General features: G+C 35.0%; 12 protein-coding genes. 5 read left to right on the forward strand and 7 right to left on the reverse strand.

All coding sequences use genetic code 11. The features are described from left to right. The first annotated feature begins 947 nt into the window (after positions 1-947). Both map and ETSB_RS08695 read left to right on the forward strand, forming a co-directional pair. Positions 948-1,709: a type I methionyl aminopeptidase gene (gene map / locus ETSB_RS08690; protein WP_044107488.1), complete on the forward strand. Its 762-nt coding sequence runs from the start codon at positions 948-950 to the stop codon at positions 1,707-1,709. A gap of 640 nt (positions 1,710-2,349) precedes the next feature. Then, a complete protein-coding gene (locus tag ETSB_RS08695) occupies positions 2,350-3,234 on the forward strand; it encodes a carbohydrate ABC transporter permease (RefSeq protein WP_044107489.1) in 885 nt (294 codons plus the stop codon). Positions 3,235-3,245: 11 nt separating this feature from the next. On the opposite strand, the gene rnc is transcribed toward ETSB_RS08695, so the two are convergent. After that, a complete protein-coding gene (gene rnc / locus ETSB_RS08700) occupies positions 3,246-3,941 on the reverse strand; it encodes a ribonuclease III (RefSeq protein WP_044107490.1) in 696 nt (231 codons plus the stop codon). 223 nt (positions 3,942-4,164) lie between these two features. After that, positions 4,165-4,341, reverse strand: coding sequence for a hypothetical protein (locus ETSB_RS10100; protein WP_171816447.1), 177 nt, complete (start codon positions 4,339-4,341; stop codon positions 4,165-4,167). 107 nt (positions 4,342-4,448) lie between these two features. On the opposite strand from ETSB_RS10100, the gene ETSB_RS08705 reads away from it, so the two are divergent. Further along, the gene (locus ETSB_RS08705) at positions 4,449-4,775 is read left to right on the forward strand and encodes a DUF6439 family protein (RefSeq protein ID WP_044107491.1); all 327 of its coding nucleotides are present in this window, start codon (positions 4,449-4,451) and stop codon (positions 4,773-4,775) included. Here the strand turns inward: ETSB_RS08705 and ETSB_RS08710 are convergent. Then, a complete protein-coding gene (locus ETSB_RS08710) occupies positions 4,756-5,205 on the reverse strand; it encodes an ATP-binding protein (RefSeq protein WP_044107492.1) in 450 nt (149 codons plus the stop codon). The two genes, ETSB_RS08705 and ETSB_RS08710, sit on opposite strands and share 20 nt — an antisense overlap. Before the next feature lie 497 nt (positions 5,206-5,702). Continuing rightward, entirely contained in the window at positions 5,703-7,067 is a 1,365-nt protein-coding gene (rlmD, locus tag ETSB_RS08715) for a 23S rRNA (uracil(1939)-C(5))-methyltransferase RlmD (protein ID WP_044107494.1), read from the reverse strand. A gap of 169 nt (positions 7,068-7,236) precedes the next feature. On the opposite strand from rlmD, the gene ETSB_RS08720 reads away from it, so the two are divergent. Then, positions 7,237-8,607: a DEAD/DEAH box helicase gene (locus ETSB_RS08720; RefSeq protein ID WP_084220226.1), complete on the forward strand. Its 1,371-nt coding sequence runs from the start codon at positions 7,237-7,239 to the stop codon at positions 8,605-8,607. A 205-nt stretch (positions 8,608-8,812) separates the two neighbouring features. On the opposite strand, the gene pdxH is transcribed toward ETSB_RS08720, so the two are convergent. Beyond that, a complete protein-coding gene (gene pdxH, locus ETSB_RS08725) occupies positions 8,813-9,451 on the reverse strand; it encodes a pyridoxamine 5'-phosphate oxidase (RefSeq protein ID WP_044107497.1) in 639 nt (212 codons plus the stop codon). Between the two features lie 110 nt (positions 9,452-9,561). Between pdxH and ETSB_RS08730 the strand changes: the two genes are divergently transcribed. Further along, complete coding sequence (locus tag ETSB_RS08730; protein WP_044107499.1) at positions 9,562-10,344, forward strand: sulfite exporter TauE/SafE family protein; 783 nt, start codon at positions 9,562-9,564, stop codon at positions 10,342-10,344. A gap of 106 nt (positions 10,345-10,450) precedes the next feature. On the opposite strand, the gene glgB is transcribed toward ETSB_RS08730, so the two are convergent. Next, complete coding sequence (glgB, locus tag ETSB_RS08735) at positions 10,451-12,745, reverse strand: 1,4-alpha-glucan branching enzyme (protein WP_044107501.1); 2,295 nt, start codon at positions 12,743-12,745, stop codon at positions 10,451-10,453. A 395-nt stretch (positions 12,746-13,140) separates the two neighbouring features. Next, on the reverse strand, positions 13,141-13,827 hold the full coding sequence (locus ETSB_RS08740; RefSeq protein ID WP_044107502.1) for a tetratricopeptide repeat protein: 687 nt from the start codon (positions 13,825-13,827) through the stop codon (positions 13,141-13,143). Between the last annotated feature and the right edge of the window lie 1,507 nt (positions 13,828-15,334).

The following is a 15,334-nucleotide window of genomic DNA, read 5'->3' on the forward strand; positions in this document are numbered from 1 at the left end:
AGTTTATCTATTAAACCCCAAAAATAGCTTTTAATAAATATTAAAGATGCTAACAATGTTGTCTCTTTGTATTCAATTTATAGAACTTAATTTATATTGATTTAACAGGTATTTATCAGGGCAACTCTTTTGAGTAATACTTTGCTTTATTTGTCTTGTCTCAATTATGTTTATTTTTTAACATCCCTTCAGTAATTTAATAAATTTTATCTGATGTCATGTCCTTCCTATCAAATTCTGTACTGAACTATCAATTAGTAAAATTATAGATGCAATTATTTTATTGCAATTTAATCAAGCAGCTCACTTGCATATACTAAACAATAATTAATTATAGTAAAACGCAATAATTAACACCTCTATTTGCCTTTAAAATCAAAAAAATTTTTATTTTAAGAAGTTGTCAATAATATGTATTTATGCTGTATGAATTAATTAATTATTTTTCTGTTTATATTTATAGATTTGTATTTTTTCCATATTTTAACTTTAATTACTTTTCTATTTTAGAATATATATGCAATTAAGATTTGATAATAATGTTTAAAACAATATTTATTTATAACTTATTAAGGTTAATTAATTATAAAAATACTAAATTACGATTAATTAATGATTAATACAAAAATAAAATTGACAATCAAGAGAAAATAATAACTCCCACAATCAATTAAAAGTATTCGAGGTTTTGAAGTGATTCTCAACTCAAAACGGTTTAAATTTTTCCTAGTTGATCGCTCCTAGACAAAATATCATATTTTCATCACTGTAAAAAAAAATTTAAATAATTATTCTACCAACGCTTATAATTACTTTTCTCCTAATAAATTTTATACTGTAGAGCACTTAATAATCAATGTGCAATACATTTGCTTATTTTTCAATTAATATCCTTTGTTCAAAAAGATGTTAAAATCAGGGTATATATATAATTATTGATAGAACTGATGGGAGAAACAATCACCCTATTATCGAAACGAGAAATAGAAAAAATGCGACGAGCTGGACGTTTAGCAGCCCAGTTATTAGATCATCTAGCCCCAATGGTCAAGTCAGGCATAAGTACTTTGTACTTAAATGAAGAGGCTGAACGTTGGACTCAATCGCACAACGCTACTAGCGCGCCCCTAGGTTATCATGGCTTTCCTAAATCAATTTGTACTAGCATCAACAAGGTAATTTGTCATGGTATCCCTAATGCTAAGCAAATTCTTAAAGAAGGGGACATTATAAACATTGATGTTACACCTATTCTTGATGGTTATCACGGTGATACCTCCCGTACTTTTTTTGTCGGAACTCCTTCCTCAAAAGCTCGACAATTAGTAGAAGTTACAGAGGAGTGTTTAAGAAGGGGGATTGCTGTAGTGAAGCCTGGAGCTAAAATTGGGGATATTGGAGCTGCAATTCAAGAATACGCTGAATCCTACGGTTTCTCAGTAGTTAGAGATTTCGTTGGTCATGGAATTAGCAATATTTTCCATACACCTCCCCAAATTCCCCATTTTGGACAACGGGGAAAAGGAAAACGCATTCGTCCAGGGATGGTATTTACGATTGAACCCATGATTAATGAGGGAACCTGGGAAGCGGTAGTATTAAACGATGGCTGGACAGCAATTACGAAAGACGGCAAACTTTCAGCCCAATTTGAACATACTCTCGCGGTAACAGAAACAGGAGTAGAAATTTTAACTTTACCTGATTAATGATGTTACTTAAGATTATGTACTTGATTTAAAATTAACTAGCTAAGGAAAAGAAACACCGTAACGGTCAACACTCAAACAGGGTTAAAACCTAACGGTAACTGTTTTAAGTTAATTTTTTTTGCTGCTATTATTATAATAGAAGTTATGCTAAGCTATTGCAAATCATAAAATTAAACTCTGAAGAGTACAGAAACAAAGATTTAGTCTTTTATTAGTTATTAGTTAGGCATAGTAAATATGGTAGGAATGTTTTTTATGTTGGTACAAAATCTTAGTTTAAATTATCAGACGGCATTTGTTACTGTAGCTACCGTAAACTTTAGTACTACAGTTAGATTTCACTAACAACTTTTAGCCAAATTTCTTAATCTCCATCTTCCCAAACGTTATGCTGAATTTCAGCTACCTGGATTACGGTTAGGGGTTTTTTATCCTGAGTGGTAGTATCAGTCTCTGTTTATAAATAGAAAATTTAGAAACAGCGATCACCTGTTTGAATTCATTGAGGGCTGAACCATCTAATTCTATTACCATTGCTTCTCACCGCAGAGAAGTCTATGCTTACAATCCCATAATAAATCGATTGATATTGCATTAGTCAATTGGACAAGTTACCTGATAGGTAGGAGCATAATTAATGCTAAGAAGCAAACTAAAAATTATGTCTAAAGTTACTCCCTATTTATTCCTATTTCCGGCTATTTTAGTGTTGGGAATTACTGTTATTTTTCCAGCATTGCAAGCTTTTGCCTTAAGTTTTACCCAGTACGATTATGATATCACCCAAGCACCAAAGTGGATTGGGTTAGAAAATTTTCAACGTTTGGCTAAAGATACTGCGTATTGGAAAATTCTCGGCAACACTTTGTTGTACTTAATAGTCGTTGTTCCTGTTTTAGTAACCGTCCCTCTAGGGTTAGCTATATTAGTAAACAAAAGGATCCGAGGAATTAGTTTGTTTAGGGTCGCTTTTTATACTCCTGTTGTCATCTCTATGGTGGTAGCTGGTATTGCTTGGAAAGCCCTTTATCTTTCTAAAGGATTGCTTAATCAATTTCTCCAAGAATTTGGATTTTCTGAAGGAATTTCTTGGTTAACAAATCCTAAAATTGCTATTTTTAGCGTCATGGCAGTTACTATCTGGAAAGGACTAGGTTATTACATGGTTATTTATCTAGCGGGACTACAATCAATTCCTAATGAATTATATGAAGCCGCTGCTATCGACGGGTCAGACGGTTTGCGTAAACACTGGGATATAACTATTCCTTTAATGCGCCCTTATTTACTATTAGTTTGGGTAATTTCTGCTATTGCGGCGACTAAAGTATTTGAGGAAATTTATATTATGACCCAAGGAGGACCCAGAAATAGTTCTAAAACTGTTGTTTATTATTTGTATGAAAAAGCTTTTCAAGATTTAGAGATTAATTATGCTTGTACTATGGGATTAATCCTATTTTTAGTAATTCTTATGCTTTCTATTATTAGTTTAAAAATATCTCAAAATCACACTTTGTAAGAATTACTAATTTATCCTAACTCATCGAAAATTGGCAATCTATTTAAAGCATCTTGGGCGGCGGCTTTTGTCGCTTCCTGTTTACGGCGACCTTTTCCTGTCCCTAATAGTTGCTCATTAATTTGTACACCGAAAATAAACTCTTTTGCATGATCAGGTCCTAATTCCTCAATTAAAAAGTATTCAGGAACTTTTCTGTAGCTAGCTAATGCCCATTCTTGAAGACGATTCTTGACATCGATAATTTTACTAGAAACTTTTTTTGACTCAGGGATTATTAGAGTATCAATTGTATCTTTAAAGAGTGATCGCACAAACTTTTGTACTGCTTCTATTCCTGCATCAAGAAAATATGCCCCTACTATAGCTTCAAAGGTATCACTCAATAAAGCAGGATTGTTTTGTCCCCCATCTTTAATCGCTCCTTGTCCAAGATACATAAATTTTCCTAAGTCTAAGATCTTTGCAAATTGAGCTAATTGGGGTTCATCAACTAATTTTGACCGCAAACGAGTCAATTGTGCCTCGCTTAATTCAGGATGGCGTCGATAAAGTTCTTCACTTACGACAAATTGTAATACTGCATCACCCAAAAATTCTAAACGTTCATTATGTTCTGTAACGTCACAATGTTCGTTAACGTAAGAGCGATGGGTTAACGCACAGTCTAATAACGCTTGATGTTTAAACCGAAGAAATGTAGTCATAATTAACCGTCAACTATTAACTAACTCAAGTTTGAAATAACCATCTTAAAATAACTATCACGGCACTAAAATAGAAAAATTACTACACATTTTAACAAATAAAACTTACTCAAAGAATTAATATTTGAGTTTTTTTTTAGAAGACAGTCTACTTTTATTGTTTGTACGAATAAATAGAGAAAAAGGTTTCTTTAAAAAAAGATCCCACAAAGTGTTGTCAAATTTATTCTTGGCAAATTTGTTGGTAGCCCTCTTTGAGTTCTATGAGAGATAACTGTGTATTTTCCAGAGCCGCTTCAAACACTTCAAAATTCTCATACTCACCTTTATTGGTTACACTAAAGAGTAAAGCATAGTAGTCGCGGCGCCGTCGGTATTGACTAATTAAAGTTAGATACAACGGCTAAAACCTTTGTTTAACAAGCAACTTGGTTAACTCGTCTCTTTGCTGACCGGCCACGCAATAGTTCTACGTCTTCTATTCTAATTTTAAACCCTAGACTTCCTATGTCTCAAATCACTCAAGTTTCTAACCCTGGACAAGATCAAACCATCAGCTCTCTAAAACTTGCTCAGGCATTAGCTGAACAACTTGCTATTACACCCAATGATTGGCATCGCCTCAAAAACAACCGTAAAGCGCAAGCTCAGCAACAAATAGCCTTTGCACTGGTTTTTTTACTCAAAGATCAATCACAAGAGGCCCTAGACCATTTGACTCAAGCAGTTGGTTGGTTAGATCGTTCTATTTCTGCTTTTCCTTGTCCAGGTCATGGAACTTCCACTGGAATTCAAACTAGAAACCCCCAAGTATCTAAGTCAACAAGGGTTTAGTTGTTTTTTTCATCACCTGCTTGCACAATTTAACGCGAGTTCCATGTTGATCCCAGTAAACTTGATCAAAAATTTCGTGGAGTAGACATAACCCTCGTCCATGTTCAGCTTCTTCGGGAGGCAGATGTTGGGATGTTAGGTTGTGACAATTGCACCCACTGGAAAATCCTAGTCCTTCGTCTGAAATTACCCAGGAATAACCTTCTTCAGTCACAGAAAAATTGACTATAATTGACTTACTGGGATCTAACTTATTGCCATGTTTAGCAGCATTAACTAAAGCTTCTTGTAGACCTAACCTAATTTCTGGTCTTAAATAGATAGGAATATTAGTTAATAACAAGTCAAGCACTGGACATAAATAAAGAGTGGATGTGAAGCTCATTGTTGTCCAGCTCTTCTTTGTCGGAGGCAGTGAAATAGAAATCACGCGTTTTACCTCAGTTGTTAATCTTTTAAGGATCTCATCTGTTTTAAAATGCTTGTTTGTGTAATATTATAGTCCTTTGCTAATCAAGCTTTAGCCAGGTTTGGTCTTAGCAGATTTCACGTCAAGCTTTTATCAAAACTAATTAATAGATCAAGATGTAATTTATATGAATCATGGTTAAGAATTGGAAAAAAATCAACTAACCCAAATTTTAGGTAATATCATCACTATAGTCAAATAATAATGTTAATTAATTAAATATTTTTTGTAAAAGCAGTCAAGAAATAAATCACTCCCACTAATATAATAAATTCTTGGTTCATGGTTGTTTAAAATAAATTAATTTAATAAGGTTACTAATAAATAATAAGTGATATAAAATTAGACTCTCCTATGATTGAAGATAATAGAAAAATAGACCAGAACTACGAACTACCATGGAAACCTGGACAAAAAAACTTTCATAGGTTAAAGCTCGCATGATCATTGTAGCATACTTAAGAATTGAGTTTTAACAAGGCTGCACATTCAATGTGGAAAGTCTGTGGAAAAAAATCACTCGGTTGTACCCAAATTAATTCATAAGTCTTCCCCTGACATAATTTTTGGAGATCTCGTGCTAGAGTTGGTGGTTGACAACTAATATAGACTATATAAGATGGTCGAACGTTCCTGAGAGTTTCGATGACTGATTGATCGCAGCCTTTACGAGGAGGATCAAGAATCACAACATCAGGTAAGAATGATAGTTGGGGTAATAAGCTTTCGACAGTTCCCATCAGAAACGAAACATTGTTAATACCATTAAGTTGGGCGTTTTTTCGCGCTTGAGTAACCGAAGTGGAGTTAACTTCTAGACCAATAATTTGTTGTACCTGTTGAGCTAAAGGTAAGGTAAAAGTCCCTATGCCGCAGTAAGCATCGACTAACTGTTCGGTTCCAGTTAGATTGAGTTGTTCAATAATTTTGTTTATCAGGGTTTCGGCCGCTTCGGTATTTACCTGAAAAAATGTATCAGGACCTAAGTGTAGTTCCAGTCCTACAAATATTTCCCGCAAATAGGAACGACCAGCAATAGTTAGAGTTTCTTGTCCAGAAATGACATTGCCCCGATCAGGGTTATGATTGAGGGAAACTCCGACTAAATCAGGATACCTTTTCAACCATGTCTGTGCCTGTGTATCAACATTTCGCAGTTTTTTGTCGGTACTAACCAAGGTCAAAAGTACTTCTCCAGTATGCCGTCCTATCCTTAGAGAAAGATGACGTAGTTTTCCCTGATGACGTTTTTCATCATAAATAGACCACCCTTGTTCTTGAATATCTTTTTTTACCTCGACTAGGAGAGGATTAAGGCGAGAATCTTGGATAGGGCATTGGTTAAGGTTAATGATTTGATGACTATTTCTGCGAAAATAGCCTCCTTGAACATTGCCTGCGGCTGAACGTCCTAGGGGATAGGTAACCTTATTACGATAGCCTAGTCCCATTTTTGGTGCCAAAATGGGGACAACAGGAGGATTCTTGAACCTACCAATATACTCTAGAGATTTGATGACGTGGTTCTGTTTAACGATACGTTGGTAAGTCTCATCAATATGCTGCCATTGACAACCTCCACACTTATCAGCCACGATGCAAGAGGGACGAAGACGATGTTGGGAAGGAGAGAGAAGTTTCTGTAATTTTCCGTAGGCGTATTGCTTTTTGATGTGAACTAATCGGACTAAGACGTGATCACCCGTTACCGTATCAGCAACAAAAATAGCACGTCCTTCAAAATGTCCAACGCCATCACCACTGTTACTAAGATCAGTAATTTCTAGTTCAACGAGACTTCCTTGTTGATAGCCTTGGGTCATGGCAATAAAGCGTTTATCTTCGCTAAAATTTGAAATAATTTCATTCTAGCTTGTCCCATCTCACCCTTGTAAAAAATATCCAACTGTTTCTAAGCATTTCATCTTGATGATCGCATTAGATACAATTAAGTTTTATAAATCTTAACCAACTCACCTCCTCTTGCCCAAAATGTCTTCTACTCCAAAACTAAAATATGATCGCGGAACTATAATTCTTCATCCTCCCCCCAGGGGGAAAGCTTGGAGCAAATTGGCAACTTGGGATGTTCGCATCGAAAAATTCCGTATCCAAGCCATTCACTATTATCTTTTAGTAGAGACTCTACAAGCTGACAAAGTTCACTTTATTGATGAAGCGAAAGCTTTTATTTCATTAGAATTAAACCCTAATTTCCAACGAATTCCTTATCCCCATCAACTTGAAGCCCTTGCTGCTTGGAAACAACATAAACATCGAGGGGTAGTTGTCCTTCCCACAGCAGCGGGAAAGACTTATTTAGCGCAATTAGCCCTAGAATCTATTTCCAAGACTACTTTAATTTTGGTTCCTACCTTGGATTTAATGCACCAATGGTACACTCAAATTATGGGGGCGTTTACTAATGTGGAGGTGGGGTTATTAGGAGGGGGTTCGCGTGATCGCACTCCTATTTTAATCGCTACTTATAATAGTGCAGCTATTCATGCGGAGATCTTGGGAAATCAATATGCTCTTCTTATTTTCGATGAATGTCATCATTTGCCGACAGATTTTTTTCGAGTCATTGCTGAATACGCCATTGCCCCCTATCGGTTAGGGTTAACAGCAACACCAGAAAGGGCTGATGGCAGTTATCGGGACTTAGAAACCCTTATTGGTCCGTTGGTTTATCACAAAGGAGTAAAAGATCTCGCGGGCAAAATTTTAGCACAACATCAAATTATTCAAATTAAAGTTAAATTATCCGAGTTAGAAAGAGAAAGATATAAAGAAGCGATCATTATTCGCAATGAATTTTTAAAAAAGTCTAATATTTCTTTGAGCAATTTAAATAATTGGCAATTGTTTCTTAAAACAAGTTCTAGATCTTCTTCGGGAAGACGGGCGATGTTAGCTCATAGAGAGGCCAAAGAAATTGCAGCAGGAACTGATGAAAAGCTCAGAATACTAACGGATTTAATTTGCCGACACTCCGAAGAATCTATTTTAATTTTTACTAATGATAACGCCACCGTTTATCGAATTTCCCAAGAATTTTTAATCCCCGCCATTACCCACCAAACTCCTGTGAAAGAACGTTACGAGATTTTAACTCGATTTCGAGAGGCGATTTACACGACTTTGGTCACTTCTCATGTTCTTAATGAAGGTATAGATGTTCCTGAAGTTAAGATTGCAATTATTTTATCGGGAACAGGTTCCACACGGGAGTATATTCAGAGATTAGGTCGAATTTTACGCAAAGGAACCAGCAAAAACGGATTAGCTATTTTATATGAGGTCGTAGCTGAAGATACTAGTGAGGAAAGAACATCTCAACGGCGACGAGGAAAAGATTAATATATCTCTAAACTAACTAAGTAAAGTTTCAAATAAAACCTAAGAATTGGAATTGCCCCCTTACAATGCTCCAAAATGATATCACCTTTAATATATTTTTACTAAAGCTGCAGAATATAAATTCTATGTTAGACCATAATTTTTGAATTTATTTCTAATTAAATTTAGTTAATATTAATCATTCTATTCATTAAGATGTAAAACTCTAAGGAGCTAATCGGTCAATCTCCCAAGTTTTATTATCCTGTAAATTGTAGCAAAAGCGATCATGTAATCGATTAGGCCTACCCTGCCAAAACTCAAAATAATGAGGAACAACTCGATAGCCGCCCCAAAATGAAGGAAGGGGAATTTCTCCTTGATCAAACTTACGCTGCATTTCATTAAACTTCATTTCTAAAAGCTGTCTAGAAGAGATAACAGAACTCTGAGAAGAAGACCAAGCACCTAGTTTACTTCCTCTTGGTCGAGTGACAAAGTATTTCAGGGATTCTGCCGTTGAAACTTTAGCTGCTTTTCCCTTTATTTTGACCTGACGTTCTAGGGGCAACCAGAGAAATAAGAGAGCAACAGAGTAATTTCTATCTATCTGTTTAGCTTTATTGCTTTCATAATTGGTAAAAAAAACAAACCCTTGAGTATCAAAGTATTTTAAAAGAACGGTTCTTAATGAGGGTTCACCTTTAGCTGAAACAGTTGCTAAACTCATGGCGTTCGGTTCAGTTAGTTCAGCTTTAACAGCCTGTTTAAACCAGGTTTCAAATTGTTTAAACGGTTCAGTTTCAAGGTTTTTACGAGATAAACCATTGTGAGTGTATTCTTCTCTTAAGGCTCCAATATCCATGAATTTTTGAATATGTTAATAGTCGATAATCCATTTTAAACTAATAAATCAGTTAATAACTATTGATGCTTACAATCAATCATAAAATACCAGAGGGCTAAAATCGCCAGATGCTAGATAATTTATTATTTTTAATTGTTAGTGGTTTATTTTCGGGTTTGTTGGCTGGACTACTAGGCATTGGGGGAGGAACTATATTAGTTCCTTTATTAGTAACCCTTGGTCATATGCCCGTACAGGCTGTTGCCACAAGTAGTTTAGCCATTTTTATTACCTCTTTATCAGGAAGTATTCAGAATTGGCGTAGGGGTTATTTAGATCTACAGCGCGTTATCCTTTTAGGGTCTCCGGCCTTAATTACAGCTCAATTTGGAGTACATACTGCTAATTTACTTCCCGATTATATGTTGTTAACTACTTTGGGGATTTTACTAATTATTAATGTTTTCTTAGGAAACTTACGTCAACGGTTAGCTACCCGACTAGCTTCTACTCATACTAAAACCATCAAAATTTTTACGAAAATAGCTCGTTTAGGAACCGGAGGAACCGCCGGATTTCTGGCAGGTTTATTCGGTATTGGTGGGGGAGTCATTATGGTTCCACTACAGATATTATTTTTAGGGGAAACCATTAAAATCGCTATTCAGACGAGTTTAGGAGTGATTGTTATTACCACCCTTTCTGCTACTATAGGCCATGCTTTACAAGGAAATGTTGTATTCCCTATTGGACTTATATTAGGAGTAGGAGGATTAGTTGGCTCACGAATAAGTACCAGTCTTCTTCCAAAGTTACCCGATAGAGTGGTTCAATTTTGTTTCTATGGACTATTAGTCATTTTAGCAGTTTATACTTTTTGGCAAGCTTGGCAAAGCTATAGTAGAACGTAAAATTGAGCATGAACGACTTTCAAAAATCAGGAGGAATTAACAACTGTTGACCCCTAGATTAGTTCGTGGTCGACTATTGATTATTCATCATTAACCTGATAAATTGTTAGATTCTACTATCTATCGTTTGAGTCTTAGTTCGATCTAACTTCAGAATTAAAACTCCTAAAGGTGGCAAACATAAATCAAGAGAACAGGGAAGGCTATGGAATGACCATTGATCAGTCCATTTACCTCCCAAATTTCCCATATTACTGCCGCCGTATTTCCTAGCATCACTATTAAATAACTCAGTATAAAATCCCTCTTCGGGAACACCAATTCGGTAATGACTATGAGGTTGGGGGGTGAAATTACAAACAACAATCACAAACTCTGTAGGGTTTTTACTCCATCGAATAAAAGATACTACACTATGACGGTTATCGCTACAATCAATCCACTGAAATCCTTCTTCTTCAAAATCACGGTCATAAAGGGCGGGTTCACTTTTATAAAGGGCATTTAGTTCGGTAAAAAACCGTTTAAGCTGTCGGTGGGGGTTATATTCCAACAGATGCCATTCTAAATCTCCCCAAACATTCCACTCACTCCATTGGCCAAATTCCATGCTCATAAACATGGTCTTTTTCCCAGGATGGGTAAACATATAGCTAAATAACGCGCGTACGTTAGCATATTTTTGCCATTCATCTCCTGGCATTTTTCCCATCATGTTGCTTTTGCCATGTACTACTTCGTCGTGGGACAACGCCAACATGTAGTTCTCACTGTGGTGATACCACATACTAAAGGTGATATTGTTTTGGTGAAATTGACGAAACCAAGGGTCTATTCCAAAATAGTCGAGTATATCATGCATCCACCCCATATTCCACTTGAGGTTAAATCCTAGTCCCCCAACATAAGTAGGACAAGAAACCATTGGCCAGGAAGTAGACTCTTCAGCAATAGATAATACCCCTGGAAAATAGCTATAAAGAACACTGTTGACTTGTCGCAAGAAATCAGCAGCCTCTAGATTTTCCCGTCCACCATATTCGTTGGCTATCCATTCCCCATCTTTTCGCAGATAATCACGGTAAAGCATAGATGCAACTGCGTCTACTCGAATGCCATCAATATGATACTTATCAAACCAAAACAGAACATTAGCCACTAAAAAGTTACGAACTTCGTTACGTCCATAGTTAAAGACAAGAGTTCCCCACTCTTTATGTTCTCCTTCACGAGAATCAGCATATTCATAGAGGTGAGTGCCATCAAAAAAAGCTAACCCATGACCATCTTTAGGAAAATGACCTGGAACCCAGTCTAAAATGATTCCAATACCATTTTCATGGCACTTATCTACGAAATACATGAAATCTTCGGGGCGGCCATAACGCGAGGTAGGAGCATAGTATCCGGTAACTTGATACCCCCAGGAACCATCAAACGGATGTTCAGCAATGGGTAATAATTCAATATGGGTATACCCCAATTCCTTAACATAGGCAATTAGCTTATCCGCGAACTCATAATAGCTGAGAAAACGCGCCCCTGTATTCCATTCTGAGACTTGGACAGGATCCAATTCTCCATTAAGGACAGAGGTTTTTTCTTCCGAAGAAGCATGTAACCATGAACCTAAATGAACCTCGTATACTGAAACTGGTTGACTGAGGGGATCTTGATTGCGACGGTTCTCCATCCAGTCAGCATCTTGCCATTGATAGCTTTCAAGATCGGCAACGATAGAGGCAGTTTTGGGACGAACTTCCTGAAAAAAACTATAGGGATCAGATTTTTCATAAATATGACCTTCCCAGTTTTTCACTTCATATTTGTAGTGGGTTCCCACACCAATTCCGGGAATAAACAATTCCCAAACATTATTGAAGCGTTTACGCATTTGATGTTGGCGGCCATCCCACTGGTTAAAATCTCCTAAAATAGAAACATTACGAGCATTAGGAGCCCACAGGGCAAAATAAACTCCTTTTACCTCCTTAACTTCCCCTGAATGTGCCCCTAATTTTTCGTAAATGCGGTGGTGGTTTCCTTCAGCAAACAAATGTAAATCAAATTCGGTTAAGTTAGAAAAAGGGAAACTATAAGGATCATATATAATTCGCTCGTTTTCTCCTTCTTTTACCCGTAATTGATAATTGTTTAATTGGGAAGTTTCAATAATACATTCAAAAAAGTTAGGGTGATAAACCGCTTCCATCTCATATTCTTGGTGTTCGGCTGGACATACTATCCAAGCGGCTTGAATGTTTGGTAAATAGGCGCGGACCACCCATCGAGGAGAAGATCTATCGTTATTAAGAAGATGGCAACCTAACACCTCAAAGGGATCATGGTGTAGGTTGTAGACAATTTGATTAACTTGATCAGAAGAAATAGTTGGGGTCATTCAGTTACCAATCTTAACAAACTCTGAAGGCGAAACTGCCCTAGTAAATCGTTACTACTTACTTTACAATTAGCTGCTCAAAAGCCTACTAGCCTTAGTCATGCCGACGCGGGTTTTCTTGATAGAAAAAGGTCTGTCGGGCGGTTTGCTATAATCTTCCTTGAGTGAATTATCCCGAACTCCTATCCAGGTATCACTGACCCATCCAGGCGTGCTGCTTAACCATCTCTACTTTCATATTAGTTAGCTAAAGGTAGGACTGTCCTCAATTGTTTAGCCGATAAAACCCAGTTTTTGTAAGTCTTATAACACTGTTTAGTTAAATTAGTATGTATTATTATAAGTGATTAGTATAATTATAACGGTAAGCAACTACTCTGAAAATAATCAGTCCCTTAAAAATTGAGGAGTTCTGATAACCGCCGTTGAACTTTACTAGTGTAAGGATCGCCGATCAATAATTCTGATAAAGCGCGACGGTAGTCTGCGGTCGCACAATTCCAATCTCCACGAAGATAGTAGGTATATCCCCGTTCTCCATAAATTCTTCCTTTAAGGGGTTTTCCAATCACTAAGGAAAAATCAAAGGTTTCCAAGGCTAGATCGTGCCATTCCAATTCTCGCAAGGTAATTCCTTTGTTAATCCATGCTCTTTGATTATAAGGATTTAAGTCTAAGGATATTTCGTAGTCTTCTAACGCCTTGACTAAGTTACCTAAATCAGCATGACAATTACCTCGATTATTATAGGCTTTGTCGAGGTAAGGGTTGAGGATAATAGCTTTTTCAAAGTCTTCTATAGCCCTGAAAAAGTTCCCTTGTTTACAGTACATTAACCCTCGGTTATTGTAATCCATAGCACTTTTGGGATGACGGTTAATCAATTGGTTAAGCAGAGTAATAGCACCTCGATAGTCTTCTTGTTCAGCTTTCTCTCTGATATACGCCCGTAACCCTTCGTCTGATATCTTCTGATGCTCTATTGAACAGCCTAGAATTAACGAACACCAATGACTCCCTTGAGTTTGTCTTGATGGTTCAGCTTTTTTTGAATTAGAGTTGTAAATTGTATTAATTTCCATGATTTACTCTCTTTATGTATCTTAATATTCACCGTACTCGACGATTTTTCCGATAACTAGTTACATTGTGTCAATCTAATAATTGTCTTGGATCAATAAATTAGCTATTTCAGAATAGTAGAAAAAAACAATAACAGCTAAGAGCTAAAAGTTTTATTATATAAAACTTCCTGAATCATAAAAACTTGTTTTTAAACGGTTTAATTTTTTTAAAAAAATAAAATGCAGTCAGAATACTAATTCTTAAAGTTATTAGTGACTAATTTATCATGCCCAGCCTGAAAGAGCCAATATATTTTAAAGTAAAAGATATTTTAAAGAACTACATTAGTTTATTTTGATTATTTTAAAAAATCTTAAAAATTTTTAAGATTTTGGTTTATTCTGTATGTTTACAGAGAATAGAAAATAGAGAAATAATAAATTCTACACCATGTAAGATAATGTTATACTTAGTCTTCATTCATAGCATCATGAACAGCTTATGAAGAAAAGTATCAATATAAATATTGAATAAGAGAATATTTTTTTTTGCATAGATATTCTAGTATATTTTACGTTTTTATTTAAAAAAGGAACTCACTGTTGTCTATATTCTAGTGGTAAAATTATGTTTGGTTATTTTTTATAAAACATAAATAACTCTTGCATGAGTTTTGTTTAGCATATATTTTTACACGATACTTAGTTGCTTTTTACTTGTACAAAAGTTTTATAAACTTTATGCAAGTTAGTTTTCTGTTAGATTATTTTCAATAAAATATTTTTTATATTATTGAAAATAATCTAACAGAAAATAGCTTTAATTATTCTATGTAATACCATTACAATCAATATTTAAAATTATTCTTTATTAATCATAATTCTTTAATAGTCACTATTTCCATTACGCTGAAAAAATTGGTTTAGCAAAATTATAATTCCATTTTTTATAGATTTTATATATTTGCTGCAAACAATGTTATTGATTAATTTTATCTATTTTTACTTAAATTTCAATGCTTAGTGAATATCAAAACTGTTTTAACAGAAAAATTTATCTTGACTTTTTTAAAGTTTGTATAATTTTGAATTGTACTGAATCTACATGTGAAAATTAATTCCTAATAATAAAGGAATAATCTAGATAAAAACAATGTCTATAAAAGCTTAGTCATCTCCAAATCTTAATTTACCTAAACTAAAAAATAATATCCATTTTTGCAAAAATTTTAGGAATTAACACTTAAACAGAGTGCATTCTCTGTAATGAGATATTTTTTTATATCAAGGATATTTTTAATAAATCTCATAAACACCAAAAAGAAGGGGTTACAAATCTAAGAAATAAAATTTTAAAATAAAGAATAATATAAAAATATTTATTGATTTTTAAACTAGTTTAAAATTAGTATTCTAGTTAGAATTAAGACTATGTAGATGGATAAATGTGGAAAGAATTGAGAGGATATTGTTGGATAGAAAAATTAAATTATATTAAAGACAATTGGGACTCAATAAGAAAATA

Source organism: cyanobacterium endosymbiont of Epithemia turgida isolate EtSB Lake Yunoko, from assembly GCF_000829235.1.
Classification (GTDB): domain Bacteria; phylum Cyanobacteriota; class Cyanobacteriia; order Cyanobacteriales; family Microcystaceae; genus Rippkaea.